Source organism: Streptomyces sp. NPDC059895, from assembly GCF_042731035.1.
GTDB lineage: Bacteria > Actinomycetota > Actinomycetes > Streptomycetales > Streptomycetaceae > Streptomyces.
In genome coordinates, this window is the sequence record NZ_JBHWKO010000007.1 from 119,920 (window position 1) to 139,002 (window position 19,083).

General features: G+C 70.4%; 17 protein-coding genes and 2 pseudogenes. 7 read left to right on the forward strand and 12 right to left on the reverse strand.

Annotated features, from left to right (window positions below; genetic code table 11):
• Positions 1-11: 11 nt before the first annotated feature.
• From ACFV9M_RS10930 to ACFV9M_RS10945, 4 genes are all read left to right on the forward strand, one after another.
• Positions 12-1,004 (forward strand): ROK family protein, encoded by a 993-nt coding sequence (locus ACFV9M_RS10930; protein ID WP_385062842.1) that lies wholly within the window; start codon positions 12-14, stop codon positions 1,002-1,004.
• A complete protein-coding gene (locus ACFV9M_RS10935; RefSeq protein WP_385062840.1) occupies positions 1,001-1,927 on the forward strand; it encodes a 1-phosphofructokinase family hexose kinase in 927 nt (308 codons plus the stop codon). Before ACFV9M_RS10930 ends, ACFV9M_RS10935 begins: the two co-directional genes overlap by 4 nt.
• 90 nt (positions 1,928-2,017) lie before the next feature.
• Positions 2,018-2,872: a ketose-bisphosphate aldolase gene (locus ACFV9M_RS10940; protein WP_385062838.1), complete on the forward strand. Its 855-nt coding sequence runs from the start codon at positions 2,018-2,020 to the stop codon at positions 2,870-2,872.
• 306 nt (positions 2,873-3,178) lie between these two features.
• Positions 3,179-3,862 carry a hypothetical protein gene (locus ACFV9M_RS10945; protein WP_385062836.1) on the forward strand — a complete coding sequence of 228 codons (684 nt, stop codon included), beginning with the start codon at positions 3,179-3,181 and terminating at the stop codon, positions 3,860-3,862.
• On the opposite strand, the gene ACFV9M_RS10950 is transcribed toward ACFV9M_RS10945, so the two are convergent.
• Positions 3,831-4,328, reverse strand: coding sequence for an alpha/beta fold hydrolase (locus tag ACFV9M_RS10950; protein WP_385102401.1), 498 nt, complete (start codon positions 4,326-4,328; stop codon positions 3,831-3,833). The genes ACFV9M_RS10945 and ACFV9M_RS10950 overlap by 32 nt on opposite strands.
• A 308-nt stretch (positions 4,329-4,636) precedes the next feature.
• On the opposite strand from ACFV9M_RS10950, the gene ACFV9M_RS10955 reads away from it, so the two are divergent.
• Positions 4,637-5,095 (forward strand): hypothetical protein, encoded by a 459-nt coding sequence (locus ACFV9M_RS10955; RefSeq protein ID WP_385062834.1) that lies wholly within the window; start codon positions 4,637-4,639, stop codon positions 5,093-5,095.
• 282 nt (positions 5,096-5,377) lie between these two features.
• On the opposite strand, the gene ACFV9M_RS10960 is transcribed toward ACFV9M_RS10955, so the two are convergent.
• Entirely contained in the window at positions 5,378-6,652 is a 1,275-nt protein-coding gene (locus tag ACFV9M_RS10960) for a tyrosine-type recombinase/integrase (protein ID WP_385062832.1), read from the reverse strand.
• A 500-nt stretch (positions 6,653-7,152) separates the two neighbouring features.
• Between ACFV9M_RS10960 and ACFV9M_RS10965 the strand changes: the two genes are divergently transcribed.
• Positions 7,153-7,323, forward strand: coding sequence for a helix-turn-helix transcriptional regulator (locus tag ACFV9M_RS10965; protein WP_385102387.1), 171 nt, complete (start codon positions 7,153-7,155; stop codon positions 7,321-7,323).
• Positions 7,324-7,585: 262 nt separating this feature from the next.
• Here the strand turns inward: ACFV9M_RS10965 and ACFV9M_RS10970 are convergent.
• The 3 genes and pseudogenes from ACFV9M_RS10970 to ACFV9M_RS10980 all read right to left on the reverse strand — a co-directional run.
• Positions 7,586-8,314 (reverse strand): annotated as a pseudogene (locus ACFV9M_RS10970) (hypothetical protein); the annotation flags it as partial.
• A 19-nt stretch (positions 8,315-8,333) separates the two neighbouring features.
• Positions 8,334-9,307, reverse strand: a pseudogene (locus ACFV9M_RS10975) (IS5 family transposase).
• 65 nt (positions 9,308-9,372) lie between these two features.
• Positions 9,373-9,912 carry a pentapeptide repeat-containing protein gene (locus tag ACFV9M_RS10980; RefSeq protein ID WP_385062828.1) on the reverse strand — a complete coding sequence of 180 codons (540 nt, stop codon included), beginning with the start codon at positions 9,910-9,912 and terminating at the stop codon, positions 9,373-9,375.
• 702 nt (positions 9,913-10,614) lie between these two features.
• Here ACFV9M_RS10980 and ACFV9M_RS10985 point away from each other — a divergent pair.
• Positions 10,615-10,935 (forward strand): hypothetical protein, encoded by a 321-nt coding sequence (locus tag ACFV9M_RS10985; RefSeq protein WP_385062826.1) that lies wholly within the window; start codon positions 10,615-10,617, stop codon positions 10,933-10,935.
• Between the two features lie 49 nt (positions 10,936-10,984).
• Here ACFV9M_RS10985 and ACFV9M_RS10990 read toward each other — a convergent pair whose 3' ends face one another.
• From ACFV9M_RS10990 to ACFV9M_RS11020, 7 genes are all read right to left on the reverse strand, one after another.
• Positions 10,985-11,158: a DUF6087 family protein gene (locus tag ACFV9M_RS10990; RefSeq protein ID WP_385062904.1), complete on the reverse strand. Its 174-nt coding sequence runs from the start codon at positions 11,156-11,158 to the stop codon at positions 10,985-10,987.
• Positions 11,159-11,316: 158 nt separating this feature from the next.
• Complete coding sequence (locus tag ACFV9M_RS10995; protein WP_385062824.1) at positions 11,317-12,138, reverse strand: thiopeptide-type bacteriocin biosynthesis protein; 822 nt, start codon at positions 12,136-12,138, stop codon at positions 11,317-11,319.
• Positions 12,139-12,159: 21 nt separating this feature from the next.
• Positions 12,160-13,398 (reverse strand): lanthionine synthetase C family protein, encoded by a 1,239-nt coding sequence (locus tag ACFV9M_RS11000; RefSeq protein WP_385062822.1) that lies wholly within the window; start codon positions 13,396-13,398, stop codon positions 12,160-12,162.
• Positions 13,395-16,463 (reverse strand): lantibiotic dehydratase, encoded by a 3,069-nt coding sequence (locus ACFV9M_RS11005; RefSeq protein WP_385062820.1) that lies wholly within the window; start codon positions 16,461-16,463, stop codon positions 13,395-13,397. The genes ACFV9M_RS11000 and ACFV9M_RS11005 overlap by 4 nt, the downstream gene beginning before the upstream one ends.
• Before the next feature lie 76 nt (positions 16,464-16,539).
• A complete protein-coding gene (locus ACFV9M_RS11010; RefSeq protein ID WP_385062818.1) occupies positions 16,540-16,728 on the reverse strand; it encodes an FxLD family lanthipeptide in 189 nt (62 codons plus the stop codon).
• Between the two features lie 70 nt (positions 16,729-16,798).
• Positions 16,799-18,010: a methyltransferase, FxLD system gene (gene fxlM / locus ACFV9M_RS11015; protein WP_385062816.1), complete on the reverse strand. Its 1,212-nt coding sequence runs from the start codon at positions 18,008-18,010 to the stop codon at positions 16,799-16,801.
• Between the two features lie 598 nt (positions 18,011-18,608).
• Positions 18,609-18,890: a hypothetical protein gene (locus ACFV9M_RS11020; protein WP_385062814.1), complete on the reverse strand. Its 282-nt coding sequence runs from the start codon at positions 18,888-18,890 to the stop codon at positions 18,609-18,611.
• Positions 18,891-19,083: the final 193 nt, after the last annotated feature.

Genomic DNA, 19,083 nt, shown 5'->3' on the forward strand with positions numbered 1-19,083 from the left:
GCGAGAACCCGATGAGAAGCAGCAGCCCGCCGCGCGGCCCCGTGGTCGGGATCGACCTCGGCGGCACCGTCATCAAGGGCGTGCTGGTGGCGCCCGACGGCAGTCTCGTGCACAGCATCCGCCGGGCCACGCACCGGGAACGCGGACCGCAGGCCGTGGTGGAGGCCGTCGCCGACACGGCGGCCGCCCTCGTCGCCGAGAACGGCGAACGGACCGGGCAGCCGCTTCTCGCCATCGGGGTGGTCGTGCCCGGTCTCGTCGACGAGTCGGCCGGGGTGGCGGCATACTCCGCCCACCTCGGCCGGCGCGACCTGCCGCTGCGCGACCTCCTCGGCGAGCGGCTCGGACTTCCCGTCGTGCTCGGCCATGACGTGCGGGCCGGCGCTGTCGCGGAGGGCCGGCTGGGCGCCGGCCGCGGCCGCGACGACTTCGTCTTCGTCGCTCTCCGCACCGGCATCGCCGCCGCCCATGTGCGGGCCGGCCGGGCGTCGCCCGGAAGCCACCACGCGGCAGGCGAGCTGGGCCACCTGGTGGTCCGCCGCACAGGGCCCCGCTGCGGCTGCGGAAACCGCGGCTGTCCGGAGAGCCTGGCCTCGGCATCCGCCCTCGCGCGCCGTCACCACCGCGCCGTCAGGCTCCGGGACAGGAACGCCGCGGCCGTCTCGGCTGAACAGGTCTGCCGCCTGGCCGCCGCGGGTCGCCCCGTCGCCCGGCGGGTCTGGGACACCGCCGTGGCGGCTCTGGCCGACGGCCTGGCCGCGTACGCCGTCCTGTGCGACCCGGGGCTGATCGCGCTGGGCGGCGGTGTGGCCCGCGCGGGCGCCGCCCTGACCGATCCGCTGCGCTCCGCACTGGCCGCCAGACCGACCTTCACACATCCGCCCGAGGCAGCGATCGCGCAACCGGGGACGCAGGCGGGCTGCCGGGGCGCGGCGCTTGTGGCGCTCGGTCAGGCGGAGGCGGACGTCACCGCCTTCGCGGCCCGGACGGAGGTGGTCATGTGATCACCACGGTCACTCTCAACACCGCGGTCGACGTGACCTACGTCGTCGACCGGATTCGGCACGGTGCCAGCCACCGGCTCGCCTCCGTACGGCGCAGGGCCGGCGGCAAGGGGATCAACGTGGCCCGCGTCCTGACGGCACTCGGACACCCCACGACGGTCACCGGACTCGTCGGCGGAGCGGCCGGTGAAGCCGTACGACGGGACCTGTCGGCCTCCGGCCTGCCCGACGCCCTCGTGCCGATCGCCGGCGAGACCCGGCACACCGTCACCGTCGTGGAGGAGGAGGCCGACGACGCCAGTGTCTTCCTGGAAGCCGGGCCGCCAGTGACAGCACGGGAGTGGGCCGAGTTCAAAGCCGTCTACGGACGACTGCTCGGCCGTTCCCGAGCGGTCGTGCTCTCGGGCAGCCTGCCTCCCGGCCTGCCCGACGACAGCTATGCCGAGCTCGTGGTGCTGGCACGACAGCAGAACGTGCCCGCGGTCGTGGACACCACGGGAACCGCGCTGCTCGCGGCGCTGGCCGCCCGACCCGCCGTGGTCAAGCCCAACCGCGGCGAACTGTGCGACACGCTCGGTACCGAGGACGTACGGGCGGGTGCCCGGAGTCTGTGTCGGGCCGGGGCCGAGGCCGTCGTCGTCTCCCTCGGCGCCGACGGCATGCTCGCCCTGACCCCGGACGGGGAGCTGACGGCCAGACCGCCCCGGCGCATGACCGGCAACCCCACCGGAGCCGGAGACGCGGCCGTGGCCGCCCTCAGCGCCGGACTGGCTCGGGGCACCCCGTGGCAGGACCGGCTCCGCGAAGCCGTCGCCCTCTCCGCCGCGGCCGTGAGCGCCCCACTGGCCGGCGACTTCGACGGCCCCACGTACCTCGAACTCCTGGAACGGGCAAGGGCAGTACCCCTCGCCTCCGCTCCCTGAGTCCAGGCACGCGCCACCTCCCGCACACCGCCTTCCCCGGCTCACTGCCCACTGCCCACTGCCCACTGCCCACGGACCGAAGGAATTCCCATGCCCCTCGTCGGAACCGGCACGCTCGTCTCGGCAGCCGCCGCCGAGCGCCACGGCCTCGGCGCCTTCAACGTCGTCCAGCTCGAACACATCACCGCGATCATCGCTGGCGCGGAGCAGGCCCGGACACCCGCGGTCCTCCAGATCAGCGAGAACACCGTCCGCTTCCACGGGGCTCTGCGTCCCCTGGCCGCCGCCGCCCTCGCCGCCGCCGAGGCGGCCCGCGTCCCGGTCTCGGTACACCTGGACCATGCCACCTCCCCCGAACTGGTCGAAGAGGCGGTCGCTCTCGGAGTGCCGTCGGTGATGTACGACGCCTCCACCCTGCCGTACGACGAGAATGTGGCCGCCACCGCCGCCCTCGTGGAACGCTGCCACCGCCACGGGGTGTGGGTGGAGGCCGAGCTCGGGGAGGTCGGTGGCAAGGACGGCGTCCACGCTCCGGGCGCACGCACCGATCCCGGGGAGGCCGCCGCGTTCGCCGCCGCGACCAGTGTCGACGGCCTCGCCGTCGCGGTCGGCACCTCCCACGCCATGCTCGTCCGCGACGCCGTCCTCGACTTCTCCCTCATCTCCGCGCTGCGCGATGCCGTCCCCGTGCCCCTGGTCCTGCACGGCTCCTCCGGAGTCGGCGACGCGGACCTGGTCAAGGCGGTGGCCCACGGCATGACGAAGATCAACATTGCGACCCACCTGAACGCGACCTTCACCGGAGCCGTCCGCCGCGCACTGCGCACCCGCGCGACCTCCGTGGACCCCCGCCACCACCTGGGAGCGGGACGCGAGGCGATGGCCGAGGAGACCTTCCGCCTGCTGCGGCTGCTCCGCCGGCTCCCCGCGGAAGTGGCCTCCTAGACCCTGCCGTCGGACTCCCTCCCGCGGCCTTCGGCCGCGAGGTGTCCCCACGCCGTCGCAGAGTCGCTCCCCGGGCGACGGCGCGAGTGCGACGACAGAACCCCTGCACCGGCTCTCCGCAGGACCCGTGAGCCGGCACCACCCACCCCGAGTCGCGCCCCTCGACAAGGAGACACCCTGCACAGAAGCACCCTGCCCCTGGGACGCCGCGGCTTCCCGGCCGCGACAGCGCTGACGCTCACCGGGATCACCGGTGCCCTCCAACTGGTTCCCGGGGCCACTCGCGCCGCCGACGATGCCGACGACGTGTACGGCACACTGCGTTCCCTGTGGGCCGAGATCCTCACCGGAGGGGACATCGACCCCGCCGACGACGCCTTCACCGGCGCTCTGGCCCTGTTGTCCGCCAACGCCACCGGCCTGTGGAACTCACTGTCCGCGGACGCTTCCGCGAACTCCCTGTGGCCGGGCCTGGAACTGTCCACACCGGCCAGCATGACGTCCGGTTACAAGCAGTTGGCCACTCTGGCGACGGCGTACGCCACCCCCGGAACAACGGCCGACGACGGCAGCGGCCGGGCGCTGTACGGCAACGCCGCTCTCGGGTCCGCGATCGTCGGCGGCCTGGACTTCCTCCACGCCCAGATCCACCACGCCGACACCACCGAGACGGGCGACTGGTGGGAGTGGGAGATCGGCTCACCCCAGGCACGGCTCAACACGGCCATCCTGACGGTCGGTGCGGCGGACGCGCCGCCTGTCCCGCCGCTGCCCGCGTCCGCCACGAAGGCGGAGCCGAACAGGCCTGCCGCTGCGCCGTCGCCGCCCTGGCCGTGCTGCGGGCCGGCCGCCGCACCGGTCCGGTCCGCCGGCGCGCCCTGGACCGGTACGAGGCGATCCCCGCTCCCGCGCCGCCGTGAGCGCGCCGTACGGGAGGTGCGGGACGTCCTCGCTGCCTTCAGGCGTGGATCTTCTGGATCCGCCGTATGAAGGCGGTGGTCGTCTCGTGGAAGACGTCGGGCTGCTCGGCGAACGCGTAGTGGCCGGCGTCCTCGATCTCGACGTAAGCGGCGTCGGGGACGAGCTCGGCCATGTGGCGCATGCCGGCGGGCGGGCAGCCCGGGTCGTGCTCGCCCGCCACCAGCAGCGTCGGCACCGTCAGGGTGCGCAGCGCGGGCCGGCTGTCGTACGCGGTGATGGCCTTCATCGAGGCGAGGAACGTCTCGGCGCGCATCGCGGAGATGACCTCCACCACCCGGTCGACCAGCGGGCCGGGGGAGGTGGGCGCCATCATCGTCTTCAGCAGCCGGGGGGTGTACTCGGCGATGGTCAGTCCCTGCTCGGTGATCGGGGCGACCCGTTCGGCGAGGTAGCGGGCCCGGTCCTGCGGGGTGCGGTTGGCGAAGCCCGCCGAGGATGCGGAGAGGATCAGTCCGTGCAGCCGGTCGCCGAGCAGCCCGGTTGGGGGCGATCAGGCCGTCCATGGAGTGGCTCAGCAGCACGTTGACCCGGCTGCCCTCGGCGGCCACCAGTCGGGCCGCGTACGGGGCGGCCAGTTCGACCGAGTATCCCTCGGGGATCGGCGTGTCCGCGTAGCCGGGGCAGGTCCAGGCCACGACGCGCAGCCCGGCGGCGGTGTAGCGGCGCACGGACTCGTCGAAGTAGCCGGGGCCGCCGTAAGCGCCGTGCAGCAGGAAGAGCGTGGTGTCGCCCTGGCCGTGGACGCGGTGGGCGGGCAGCGGGCCCGTGGGGACGGCGGAGGTCGTGGTCGTTTCCTGTTCCGTGCGGGAGGCGGTGGTGGTACGGGAGGCTCCGCTGAGCCAGTCGGTCAGGACGGCGGCGAGCTCGGCGGGCCGTTCGGCGGGCAGCATTGTGCCCGGCCCGCGCCACGGTGGCGAAGAACGCGCCCGTGGCGTCGGCCAGTTGTCGCTGCTCGGCCAAGGTGACGACCCGGTCGTCGGCGGCCGTTCTGACCGCGAGCGGCACGCCGGCCGAGCGCAGCAGCGCGGTGCGGTCCTGGCGGGCGGCGAGCGCGCGGGTGTGGGCGGAGTACCGCTCGGGCCCGTAGGCCCGTACGCAGCGCAGCCGTTCGGCCGCAACGGCCGGGTCGGTGGCGTGGTCCGGGTGGAAGAGCAGGTCGCGGCAGCCCGTCGCCAGAGCCTCGTAGCCGCCCTCGCGGGCGAGGGCCTGGCCCCTTCGGCGAGCACTCTCCGTGAAGGCTGACGGAACATCAGGTGCCTCTGATGCTCCGTCACCATTTCGAGATCATCTTGCACGCGCGTTGCGCAAGGTGATGAAAAACAGCGATGACCATCGGAAGATCGCGAAAGGGTGTAACCGCAGGTCAGTAGGCGTTTAGGAGTGTCGTGCCCCTCGTCTCCCAGGGGCACGGCACCGCGCCGTTCAGATGTCCCGGAACTCATATATGACCTGTCTGACCTGTGCAAACGCACCCGTTCGAAGATCATCTTGCACGGTCGTTGCACAAGCCGAACAGTGCAGGAGTCACGCGGCCCTCGTGTAAGCGCTGCGGACCGCGATGCGGATCTTGGAGCCGGCTCCCACGACCCGGTGCACGTACTTACGCAGAGTGAACGCGGGATCGGCGTGTCCGAGTCGATCTGCGAGCGTGTACACGTCCACCCCGCCGTTGATCATCATCGACGCGTACAGGTGTCGGAGGGCGTGCATCATCATGTCGCGGGACTTCTCCCAGCGACGTCCCTTCGCGTTGGGGTCAAGGGGCTTGATGAGGCCGGCCGCTGCCAGAGCAGGCTTCCAGCGGTAGGAGTTGAACCAATTCGACTGAATGGCGGTCTTCTCTCGAGTGTAGAAGATCAGCTGCACCGTGACCGGGTAGCCGCCTTTGCTGCCCCACGGCCGGGTCACCTCGACGGGCGGGTATTTCTCCATGTGCTCGCGCAGGGGAATGGCCACGTCGTCGGTCAGTTCGACCCACCGGTCCTTCGGGTCCTCGTCGTCTCCGCCCTTGGGGAGGGCGTATGCCAGGAACGAGCCGTCGTGGACTACTTGCCGTTGCACGTGCACCATCGGGCCGTCCGGGTGTGCCCAGTCGATGTCCTCTGGTGACAGGCCGAATATCTCTCCTTGACGAAGGCCCAGGCCGCGACCGCAGTCGACGAGTGCCTTGTAGCGGTCGGGAAGTTCGGCACGGATCTTCTCGGTGTCCTCCCACGTCAGGGTCAGCTCTGCCCGGCCGCCATCTCCTCGCTTCGGCTTGGCGTCCTGTACCGATTTGGCGAGGCATGGATTTTTGGGTATCAGGCTGTCGTCCACGGCCAGGTCAAAGATAGCCCGAAGATTGTCGAAGACCAGGCGCAGCGTGGAACTTTCGAGCAGCCGACGACGGTCGTGCAGCCAGTCCAACAAAGACGACGCGTTCACGTCCTTTACGCGCATCTTCCCGACTGCGGTAGGGATGATGTGTAGGTGAACCCGCTCCCTGTGGCGTCGGTATGTGCGCGGATTCTTGTGCTCGTGCCCCTTGAGCCACGTGAGTGCGAGTTCACCGACCCTGACCTCTCCGGCGCGAGGGTTGATGTATGACCCGTCGTCCACTCCGGACCGCATCTTGGTCTCGTGCCTGCGGGCTTCGGCCTCGGTGCGGAACAACTCCGTCTGCTGGATGCCTTCCCGGTTACGCCAACGGGCCTGCCACCGCTTCCCGACCCCGTGATCCGTCGTGGGAACCTTGCCGTGTTCCCTGCAGGTCGACTCCCCGCTTTTCGGGCGGGACTTGTGCCAGCGGTCGTATGGCATGGACTCAACTCCTGGTTTACAGCGGGCCCTGAAGTACCTTTTGCGGTTCTCTCGTGTCAGGGTCGTCATCGATGGCGAGATCGCGTGACCGTTCATCGCGCCCTGAGTTAAGGGGATGTTGATCCAGGCAAGCTGAGAATGTCAAACGTGTTCTCTGGGTCTTCGTGGCAAAGGGTGCAGAGTGGTAGGGGGATCGTACCGAGACGAATTTTCGCTGAGGCCTCGTCGAATCCTCGTCGAAGCATCGGCGAGGATTCGACGAGGCCTAGCCTAGGATTCGCTGATGTCTATCGGGAGTTCGAGAGGGGCGTAGGAGTTCCGTCTCAGTTCTTCTATTTGGACCGGCTGGAATTTCATGTCAATGTTCCGTGTGCCGCCACAGCGGACTAACGCTTACGTGGTTCTCTCCTTCCAGTCCGAGCCGTTATGGAGTACCCATGCGTCTAACCACTGCCCGTGCGGCAGAAGCCTCCAGTGGCGCAGGGGGCCGTTGTCCGTTGATGAGTGCTGAGGAACTGGCCGACTTCCTGGGTGTACCGCTGAACACGGTCTACATATGGAATCATCGACGCCAGGGTCCGCGAGCTCACAAGGTCGGCCGCTATTTGCGCTACCGCTGGCCGGAGGTGGAGGCTTGGCTGGAAGCTCAGGCGGTTGATCGCATGGTCTGATTGGCCGAGTGCGCCTGGTGCATCGGTGCCCGCAGGCCGACAGAATGCGGCGTACAGCCCGACTCGTCTGCCGCCACCTGCGGCTTCACCTAGGAAAGGGCACCTGACCTGGTCGGAGGCACTTTCCGGGCTTTCAGGGGCTTGCTGTATCACTGAGCTTGAACTCGTGATGTCAACGGCATGATCGGCAGTGCAGGCAAGTGAGGCACGTGAACGATTCGGCCGAACCGTTCACAGGGCTCCGCTTGGACGGGCAGGGCCGTCAGCGTTTGACGCGGTTGCGGACGGCGAGGACGGCCAGACCCAACAGAACGGGTTCGGTCAGGCGGGAGGTCATCTCGATGTAGGTGCCGACGGTGGTCAGGTCCTGTCCGGAGGAGCGGAACACCACCGAATTGAGGGTGACGTTCAGGGCTTTCTCGAAGCGCTCGCCGGTGAACCAGTTGCCGGTGGGGTTTTGGGGATCGTCTCTGTCGATCTCGAAGGTGACCTTGCCCCCGCCGGCCGGGACGGTGCCGGTCGCGGTCTGCTTCGGGGTGTCCTGGGCAATGCCCCAGGCCATCAGCAGGACGATGGTGAGGAGCATTGCCGTCCCGAGCCAGGCCAAGGCCCGGGAAGCTCGCAGGCCGTAGCCGGACAGCGCCCAGTAGGCGGTCAGCAGCACCCGTTCACTGCGGGGGATGTCGTCGGCGTGGCGGCGCATCTCCATCTCCCCGTAGTAGAAGTCCGCAGCCCCCGGCTCGTGCTTTCCGTCCTCGAAGGCCTTGCGCAGAGCCCGGTACACCGGAGCCAACTACAACGGCCCTGCCCGCCCGCCGCCGAGGACCGCCACGTTCCAGCCCCGCACTGCCCCCGACTGGCTGACGCGCCAGTGGTGTTCCTCGGCCAGGACGCGGCGCGCGGTGAACCGCACGGGCGGCCAACGCCGCCAATGCACGGAGGGCGGAGCCGTGTCGAAAGTGCAGGCCCCCTCCAGACGGAGTTGGTCTAGGGCCTGTCTGATGTTGTGATCACCGGACGGTCTGGAGGCCGCGGATCCAGAGGAGTGCCGCGCGGAGTTCGAGGCCGGCTTGGTAGTTGGCGGGGTCCTTGTCGTAGCGGGTGGCGAGGCCCCGCCAGGCTTTGATCTTGTTGATGCCGCGTTCGACGGTGTTGCGTTGGCGGTAGAGGTCGGGGTCGCAGGTGACGGGGCGCCCGCCGCGCGAGCCCTTCTTCCGGCGGTTCGCCGCCTGGTCCCTCGGCTCGGCGATCACTGCCTTGATTCCGCGTCTGCGCAGGTAGGTGCGATTGCGGCGAGAGGAGTATGCCTTGTCGCCGGCAACGGCCCCGGGCCGGGTTCGGGGCCTGCCGACCGGCCCACGGACCTTGATCTTCTCCAGGACGGGGACGAACTGGGGGCTGTCCCCTGCCTGCCCGGCGGTGACGATGACGGCCAACGGGCGGCAGGCCGTGTCGATCGCAAGGTGGATCTTCGTGGTGAGGCCGCCGCGGGAGCGGCCCAGACTCGCTGCCGCCAGGCGGGCCCTGCGGCGCCTGGTCAGCCGTCGGCGCTCTTCGACGGCGGGATCGCGGTGTCCGTCTTGTTCCTCGCCTGTGCCCCTTTTTCGGCGGCTGCCTTCTCCAGGGCGTCCAGCACCTCGGCGTCGACGGGCAGTCCGGCCGCGTCGTGATGGGCCCGGGCCGTGGTCGAGTCCACGCTGACCAGCGCCAGGTCCACCTTGCCCTGCCGGGCGGCCTCGGCGATCACGCCGTCGAGCAGTGCGGTGAACACGCCGGTCTTCCGCCAGTACCGGAACCGGTCGTAGACGGTCTGCCACGGCCCGAAGCGCTCGGGCATCTCCCGCCACTGGGCCCCGGACCGGAACTTCCACACGACACCCTCGAACTGGGCCCTCAGATTCTGTGGATACGGGCCGAAGGCGCCGATCGGCAGGAAGGGTGCGATGAAGTCCCAGTCATCATCGGTCAGTTGCGCTCGAGTCACAGGCACTGTTCTACCGAAGGTTCCGGCCCGCCAAGGCCGGAACCTTCAACAAAGAGATCACAACATCAGACAGGCCCTAGGTGGACCGTGCCAGCAAACAGGCATCTCGACAGGCCGAGGTCGGCCAGGACCAGATGGGCCGCATCTACCCCACGCAGCGACGCCACCCGCACCCCGGGGTCGGACGAGCTCGCAAAGGGCTCTTCGGGGAGCTGTCGGCCGTCGATGAGCACGAACGGATCCGGCTCGGCGGCGACCGTGAGGGGGTACTCGAACACCGCATGAGCGAAGTCCACCGTGGCATAGCGCAGACGGATCTCCGCTGTCGATGACCAGCGAGTGCGACGGCACTCCAGACGGCGCGCAACGAACGAGAGGGTTACTGGGCCACCGAACACCGCACCGGACAGCCCAACTTGCCCAGCACACACCAAAGGACCGAACCGGTCAGCCTCCACGAAGGTCGCCGCCTCGAATCCGGCGTTGCCCTCGAAGGTCGCGAACAGAAACCAGGCGCTGTGCTCGAAGGTCGCCGACTCGAACCTGGCTTCGCCTATGCGGGCGGCACCGGTTGCGGGATCCTGGAGGGCGTTGAGCAGGGCCATGAGGAGCCAACCAGTGAACGTGGTACCCCGGTGGTCAATGCTGGCGCCGGGAGCCAAGCTAGCCAGGTAGGCGTCGCGATCGGCGTCGGCCAGGTGGGCGAGGCACGCGGTGTGGCCGGGGACGTGGATACCGCGGCAACCAACAGGGTTGGCAGCACGGTCTGCACCGTGTGCGCAGTGCGACCAAGGTGGTTCGGATGTGCTCATCTTGCGGCGGCTCCATTGTGTCAGGTGCCCGTATGGACGCCCTGGGAACGGGAACGGTTCAGGCTCGACGATGACGGGCAGCGTCGGAGACCGGCTCCCACGTAGCGAACATGCCGTACCTCCTGAACAACCCGTAGATGTCTGTCACACATGCCTGTCGCCCGCTCGACACTCGAGAAAACGCTGGGCTTCGCCCTTCTTGGACAGCCCCCCGCCCCTGGACTTGTCTGGCTATCGGGCGTCCCTCCCTTGTGCCGTCCCGCCCCAGGTCAGCTGCCGTATGGGTGGGGAGAGCCAGTGAGCAGGTGTGGGGTCTCCCCGAGCAGAGGGTGGCCGATTTCAAGGTTCTGACCGCAGTTCCGTGAACGATCTTGGGTCTGGTGTAATGCCGGGGTGATGTCGAGCGCCGGGGCCGGGGTGGCTCGGTGTGTGGGTGGGGACAGGCGGAGAGATGGCGGCAGCAGAACCTCGGGTGCTGTGATGGGGCCGGACCGAGTGGGCTGGGAGCTGATCCCCCTGGAAGGCGTCGGACCGCTGTGTTTTGGCATGGGTATCACCGAGGTCGCTGCAGTGCTGTCGGGCATGACCGAACTGAATCGGTTCCAGGTTGATCCATCGTTTCGGGAGATCCTGGGCCTGGAGTTCGGCACGGGGCCGGCGGCGCCTGCCGTGTACGCCTACTTCGTCGAAGGCCAGCTGTTCTGCGTCGCCGTCGACGCGGCCCGCGGGCCCCAGGTGATGCTCTGGGGAAGAGAGTTGACCGGCTGTGTGTGCCAAGAACTGCCCCGAGTGAACGTTCCTGCATTCACGCCCTGATTTGGACTTTCACGGAATCGCGGTCAGAACCGCTTTCCAACGAGTCCCATCAAGGGGCGACCCCCACGGTCACCCACTGGGTGCCGGCCAATTCCTCGCTCGCCCTATACTCGTGGGGCTCGACGTGCGCCGCACAGTGCGGACCTGAGGCGAGCAGCACCGCACGCAGTTTCCCCTTCGAGGCGTTCCGGCGCTCCTCGCGGCGCCGCGCCCACTCCTCCAGCGGCTCCTAGTGCATCGCACCATCGTGGCGCAGGGCCGCCCTGCGCCGCCGCCTCGGGCCGACACTCACCGGCCAGCATGCTCGATTCCTGATCGGCCTGGAGGGAGCCTGGCTGCGGAGTCTGGTCACAGACGTCCGTGATTTCCAAGCGCGTCGCGTTACCTACTGGGGTTCTCGCCGGTCGGGTCGGGTCCGAAGACGACGGCTTTGGCGCCTGCGGCGAGGGTGGCCTGGGTGGCGTGCGGGAGCCCGAGCCGGTTGAAGGCGAAGATGAGGTGGTGGGTCAGGACCGCTCGCAGTCCGCGGTGCATCCGGCCAGCGGCTGCGAGGGTGGCGAGTTCGCGGCCTCCGGTGGTGAAGGCGTGCGGCCAGGTGGCGGGGACGGTGAGCGGGGCGTTCTCGCGGGTGAGTTGGGTGATGTCCGCGGTCATCAGATGGCGCAGACCGTCCCGCAGGGTCTTCAGGCGGTCGGGCGGTTGGAGTTGGGGCGGGTCGCGATGGTCGGCCACGCGGGCCCAGACATCGCCTTGCTCGTACCAGTCGAGGCCGGCGGCGCGGAGGAGCGCGGTGCACAGCAGCACCGACAGCTCGCGTCGGCGCGGTTGGTCGGGGTGGCGGGTGAGGTGGTCGATCAGGTGGCGGGTGTCGAGGTGGAAGAGCTGGTGGGCGCAGGTCATGGCCTCGGGGCCGCCGAATGCGTGGGTTTCCGGCTCGTAGATCACGGGGGTGACGGTGGTGATGTGCTGGGCTTGCTGGAGGGGGCCGAGGGCCTCAAGGAGGTGGTTCTCGGCTATGAGCCGGTCGCCGGGTGGCTGGTAGCGGATGCGCCAGTGGGGGGATTTGCGGAGGAAGAACCAGGGGCCGATGAGGCGGGCGGTCTCGGCGGTGGCCAGGAGCGGCGCGAGGTGGGTGAGGGCGGTGTGCTCGGCGCTGTCCCAGTCGGGGAACGCGATGTTGACCTGCCGCCAGGAGGTGTCCATGTCCGTCGGCTCCGTTTCCGTCTATGCCAGGAGGAGGAAGGTGTCCCAGCCCGATTCCGGGGCGGCGTTGGTGCCGAGGGTGTGCAGGGCGAGTGCGCTGCCGGTGATGCCGTCCAGGAGTTCCGGGTCGCGGTCGGCCAGGTGGGTGAGCTGGTGAGTGAGCCGGTCGGTCAGGCGGGGCAGTTCGGCGGAGAGGGCACCCGTGGTGGCGTCGGTGGCCATGCGCCAGGCGGCCTGGAGCAGCCCGGCGGTTCCGTGGCAGAGCCCGGTATCGGTGAGCGCGTCGAGCTGGGTCGGGTCCTGGAGGGTGGTGAGGATGGCGGTCTCGGCGGTCTGCCGACGGGCGGTGTCGCCCAGGGCCATGCCGGCGAGCTGTTGGGCGCGGGCGGTGCCGGCGATGCCGTAGCACCACGAGGGTCTCGGCCGCAGCGCTGGAGCGACCTGGTGGCGCCGGGCCTGGTCGGGGGTGATCAAGCCGGGCCACCAGGGGCCGGTGGCGTCATGCCGGAGCCACTGGTCCGTCCAGGCGCAGATCCGTTCCACCGCTTCGCGGGTGCCGGGGGCGGCAGGACCGTCGAGAAGGGTCAGGGAGAGGAGGGCGAGGACGGAGCCGATGCCGTGCGCCATGCCGAAGTTCCCGTGGCCTCCGGGGTATTCGGGGCTGACCTCGCCGTTGGGTGCCACGTCGGTCCACCACGGCGGGAGCGCGTGCTCTTGGGGGCGGGTTTCGGTCAGGCGTACCAGGTAGGCGAGGACGTCTGCGGTGATCGGGTGGTCGGGGTGACGTGTGCGGTGGTAGGCGCCCAGTCCCGCCAGCCCGCGGATCACGTCGAACTCTTTCATCGCCGGGGCCTCGCCGCGCTCGATGCGGGCGTGGGCCTGGGCCAGGCGCCGTCGAGTGACGGTGATCGTGGCGTCGTCCAGCTTCTTCAGAGCGCGCTGGTAACGGCGGCTGGAGCTCCCTGCTGCGGCGTTCATGGCGAAGGCCAGGGCAGGGGCCCCCATGTAGAGGCTGGCGTTCGCGGCTGCGGTCAGGTCGCCGCGGGCGGCCGAGGCCAGCCAGGTGTGCACGGTGTCCCAGTCGCCCCGGCCGCAGTGGGCGCGTTCGATGTGCAGCAGGGCGATGCCCGCGGCGCCGCCCGCCAGGGACTGCGGCCAAGCCCGTCCGCCCGGCGGTGCCGCGTCCCAGGCGGTGCGCGGGTCGGACAGCTCTGCGGCCAGCGTGTCGGCAAGAGCCAGAGCCTGCGGTATCGGCGTCACGTTGCTCCCTTGGTCGCACGGGCGGTCCAGCTGAGGGCAGCGGCGCGGGCCAGGTGCACGCAGCGGCGCTCGGCCTCCTTGTCGAGGCCGGCCATGCGCGTGTGGTGAAGGTGCAGCAACTCCGGCAGCAGGACGGTCGTCGTCGCCCCTCCCGTGGCTGCGAGGGCACTGCGGTAGGCGGCCAGCGCGTCGCGGCGCCGCGTCCACCCGGCGACGACCTCCCCACCTCCGGGCTGCCCGGTCAGCACGGTGCGGTCGTGGGGGTCGGCCAGGGCGATCGCCTGGTCGTACAGGCCACGGTCCGGTGCCGTGCCGGTGGTCCGGGCGCGATCGATGAGCCACCGCATCGCGTCGCCAGGGCCGCCGATCAGGCCGATGGCCAGGTCCAGCATGCTGGCTGCGGTCAGGGCCCGATGGTCTGGCCCGTCCTTGGCCGCGCAGGCGGCCCGTTGCGCGGCGGCGGTCATCGAGTCCGCCGCGAAGTACGCCTCGGCGGCCTCCCACGCCTGGGGGCCTCCGAAGCGGGCGGTCTCGGGAAAGTCGGTGTCCCACTGCACCCGGGCCAGGAGCCTGGCCTGGCGAAGCCGCCCGGTCCATGAACCGATCGTCGCGGCGGCGTCGGCGGCCTGACCGTCGGGGACGGTCAGCCGCAGCCGCAGGTGATCGTCGGGATCGCGGTAGGGCAGGAACCACCACTGAACCTCGTCGCCGAGCCGGCGGAGCAGGTGGGGCAGATGGCGGGTGAGGATGCTGGTGTGGCGGTCCGGGTGTGCGTAGAGCTTGATGAGGAACCGCCCGTCGCAGCCGGGCAGGCGGCCCGGCTCGTGCCCCGTCACCAGGCTGGTGTGCAGCCAGTGCGGCGCCTTGAGGGGGATGCGGTTGGTGGTGAGGGGGATGACGACTTCGTGGGGGCGCCCGTCGATCCAGCCCGCGTCGGCGGCACTCTCGGCGCGCAGGACCGCCATGCCGTCGCGCCGTATCTGGGCCCGCAGCAACGCCCGGTGCGAGGTCTCGGCCAGGTCCAGACGGAGGCGCTGGTCACCCTCGCCCAGGTAGACGGTGCTGGGCATTGCGACCAGCTCGCGCCATCTGGTCAGGGACCGGTACCACTGCCCCCAGTCGGCTGCGGGGTCGGCGAGGTCGGTGGCGGTGAGGCGCCAGCGGGCCGGGGACAGGATCGTGCGCCCGTGGCGCAGCGCGGGAAGGAACGGCAGGCCGGCGGCTGCGCCCCAGTCGAAGGTGGTGCACGGGACGCTCAGCGCGTGGGTGGCTTCGGTGAGGAACCGCACCAGCGGATGGATGCGGCGGGTCGGCTCCACCGCGTGCATGGTCACGAACTGGACCGGCCGGCACCGCGAGATCGATATCAGGTACAGGCGGTGGGCGTCCGCGGTGACGGCGATGTCCTCCACGGGCACCAGATCGGTGTCGTCGGTCTCGTGGCACTCGCCGAGGTGGACGACGGCGGACGTCACCTGTGGGGTCCGGGCGACGTTCTCGGTGCTGGCATCCAGCGGGGGCGCACATACCTGGGCGGTCAGCGCGCTCTCGGTCGTGGTGGACGCCGCCGCGTACGCCTCCGCCATCCGCTTCCGGTCGCGGGTGTCGAGCAGACTCAGGAATCTGCCGCTCGTCGTCCCGGCAGACCGGGACACCCCCACCACGGCCAGCGTGAACTCCCCGGCATCCAAGGCTCGTATGCTGCGGGCCCCGATACGTACGGTCAGCTCTGTCGTCGGCTGGATGGGCATCGTCGGGTCGGTCTCCTCGGCGAGGTCGGTCACCATGGCGTCGTCCAGCACGATCTCGAGGTGGCGGCGCAGGGCCGCGTTCTGCGCGAGCCCCAGCAGCTTGGTGTCCCGCTCGCTCAGGGGAGCGGGCGCAGGGGCGGGTGGGCCGCCGAGGAAACCGGCGGGGTACCCCAGGCCCGTGTCGCTGTCCACCGCCTCAAGAAGCGGCACGACAGCGCGCGGGCCGTAGCGTTCCAGGAAGCGGCCGTGCCAGGCCGTCCAGGCACGGGAGAGCGCGGGGCGGCCCGAGAGACGGACGAGCGCGGTGGCCGCCCGCGCGGCCTCGGCCGCGACCGCGGTGGAGAGCGTCACTTCGGCGTCCAGGCGCAGATCGACCGACAGCACCGGCCCGGCCACCGGCCTGAAGTCGCGCATCACCGCGGTGACGGCGGCACGTGCGGCCCGGGCGGTCATCGGGTCGGTGGTGGTGTTGTGCCGCGCCAGCGCGCGGGCGATCTCGCGCAGCTTCACCGTCGACTCGGCCGTCGCCGCAGTGTCCTCGGCGCCGAGGACGGTCAGCACATGGGCGAGCGGGTCCGTGGCCGACATCGGCGGGCGGAGATTGGTGACCAGAAGCCGCTGGGCGATCAGGCCCGCCAGGAGCTGGCAGACGGCGCCTGCGGGAACGTGGGGGAAGTCGGCGGTCAGTTCGGCCGCGAGATCCGTCGTACGGATGGGGGTGCGGGCCGCCTCCAGCGCAGCCTTGACGGGTGTGGTGAGGCGGACCTGCACCCGTTGCGGGGCGCCACCGCCACTGCCCGCAGGGCGGTGTTCCAGCACCACGTGGCCGTCCCGCTTCACCATGAGCGGATGGGCCTGGACCGTCAAGCGGGCCTGGAGGACGCGGTCGGCCTCCAGCCCTTCGATCACCGTCGCCAGCCAGGTGGCATCCGGCCGGGCGACGGCCTGGTGGCCGGTGCCGATGCGTGCTGCCGAGGCGTCGTCGATGCGGGTCGGCGCCACTCCGGCGAAGAGGCCGAAGGGAGTGGACCGGCTCGAGGCACGCAGCGCATAGCGCATGAGGGCCACCACCGCTTTGCGGACGGCCGGCTCCGGCAACTGCCGCCCCTCACAGATCTGCTGGACGCGGTGTGCCAGCACCGGACTGGCCTGCTCCACAGCGGCGGCGAACCCAGGGACCCGCAACGTCCGCTCCAGCCACGGCCGCCACGATGCCGGGCCACCGTCGCCGGTCAGGTCGGGCCAGGACCGTATGCCGTGGGCCGGCGACCAGGCCGCCGCACGCAGCATGGCCGCATCCATGGACTCGTACACGAGCGACCCTCCTGTCGCCGGGTGGTGCCCGGCCGCAGGCGCGGCCGGACACCACCAACTTCAGAAGCCGGACGACTCACGGGCAGGTCGTCGGGCAGGCGGACTGGCAGGTGCGGCCGCAGCCGTCATCGGTCATCTGGATGAGCCGGTCGGCCTCGGGACCGGACTCGACGATGGAGACGTCCAGGTCCCAGTCGTCGTTCCCCTCCAGGCCATCTGCCGGCGCGGGAGCCGTAGCCACCACTTCCTCGAACTGCACGGACACAACAACCTCCATGAGAGTCGGGTGGTGCACAAAGCCCCATCCCCTGCTGTTCTGGCAGGGGTTGGGGAGCTTAGGACCAGGAGACTTCGACGGACCCGAGCCGCTTCGCCACGATCTGCGCGGACGGCTCGGCGTCTCCCTCGGGCATCGGCACGTAGCGGATGCAGGCGGCACCGCGCCGCCGGTGGTCGGACGCCCACCGACGCAGCAGTTCCACGTACTGGGCGGCGACGGTCTCCCCCTCGGGGCCGTGAGCGAACACCCCGGTCTCGAAGCCGCCGGTCTCCTCGTTGGGCCGCTTGGTCCGGTACGCGAAGCTGCCGCCGGCCACCAGGGCCGGGACACCGCGCGTCACCGACGGCGCGAGTACGCCCTGATCGACCAGGTGCTGGCTGCCGTGCAGCATCACCATCCGGGGCGTGCTGGTCACCAGGAACAGCTCCAGCTCGTCGGGCATGTCGAACGCGGCACCGGACCAGACCTCCATCCGGGGCGCGTGCACCGCGGCGGCCAGGGCCTCGATGTCGAACTCCTGACGCTGGTCGTCGATCTGGAGAGCGACCCCGTCCGTGACCGGGAGGAGCCGCTCGGTGTAGGCGCCACTGCCCTGCATCGGCACGAAGCCGCACAGCCGGTAGCTGGCGCTGACGAGGTCGTTGCCGTCGTGGTCGAAGGCGAACGACCGGGTGATCCCCCTCATGCGCAGGGGGGCGACGATCCTGCCCCGCTCGGACAGCTGCTCCCGCCACGCCGGAGGGATGTCCCAGGCTCCCGCGGTGACGATGATCCGGTCGAACGGCGCGTGCTCGGGTACGCCGCCGTCGGCGTCCGCCAGCACCACTTGGACTCGGCCGCCGCCGTAGCCGGCCGCGTCCAGGCAAGCGCGGGCGCGCTCCACGATCTCCGCGTCGATGTCGGCGGTGACCACCGTGCCCGCTTCCCCGACGAGTTCGGCGATCAGGGCGGCGTTGTAGCCGCCGGAGCCCACTTCGAGCACGCGCATCCCCGGCGCGATCTCGGCCTGCTCCAGCATCACCGCCTGGATGTGCGTGGCCGACAGCGAGCTCAGCGCATTGCCCTGCCTGTCGCGCTTGACCACCAGGGCCTTGTTGGCGGCATACGCCGACTCCAGCGGCTCCCCCGTCGCGAACAGGTGCCGGGGTACCGTCGCGACAGCCTTGGCGACCGCCTCGGACCGGAACACCCCCATCTCGTGCAGCTCGCTCACCATGGCCGCGCGGAGCGAGGCCGCCGTGTCATCGGTTTCTCGGACCGTAGTCATGACATCACCCTAGACATCTGTGATCGCGTTACAGGGACGGTTGGAAGAGCCAGGTTCCGACTCGTATGGGGTAGTAAATGTGCAGGCGGCTGCCGGGACCTCGCGGCCTTTCCTGGTGTGGGCGCACCGGTTACCCCAGCGGATCTGCTTGAGGGCGTGGATGCGCTGCCGACTGCACTCCGGAGCTGCGCAGCGGCCCGCCAGCGAAGTCTGACCGCGCCTGAGCAGGGCTCCAGGGGCTTCAAGCCAGCCGCCGCCAGTTCGCGGACCGCGCTGTCCCGGACTGCGTCCGTGACAGCGGTCCCGCTCTTCCTGGGGCGGCCATGGGTGCATCTCCGCAGCCGCGGACGTTCCGCAGGTTCACCGAGCGCTACCAGCCGCAGGCCGGCTCGGTGCAGCGAACGGACCATTGGAGAGCGGCGCGGCCCGGGTACGGGGCGAGCGGCTCGTACCCGGTCTTCCCCAGCTCGGCCTCGGCCAGCTCCGGGGTGAGTTTCGGGTGCCTCTTGTGGCCGCAGCGGCGGCCCGTACGGACCTGGTAAGGGGTCAGTGGGAGCACCGGTGCGGGCGATGCCGGGGCGCAGGGGCGGGGTGGTCGTCATGCGGTGCTCGGCTCGGCGGTCGGGAGGACGGAGACGGGGACGGTGCAGCCGATCAGTGGCTCGAGACCGGGGCGCCGGGCGGCGGGCAGTTCGAGGCGGGCGGTCCTGCGGCCGTCCGCGTCGGGACCGGTCGCCAGGTGACGCCAGCCGAGGGTGCTCCACCGGCTGAAGAGGGCCGAGATGGGATCGGTGTCGTCCGGGTCGCGGGGGATGGTCTCGGTGCGCACGACGGGCAGGCCGCAGCGGGCGGCGTAGTCCGAGGCCCACAGGGTGAACATGCGGGTGGCGTCATCGGCAGATCGGTCCGGCAGCGTGTAGAGGTGTTGAAGGTACAACCCCGGCGGGGCCCCGGCGGCGCCCCAGTGCCGCAGGTCGGGGGCGGGGTTGATGATGGCGCACGCGACAGGAGACCGTCCTCCGCCAGTCCCACCGCGCGGTGTGCCCCGCCTCGGTACGCGTCCAGGGCCTCGG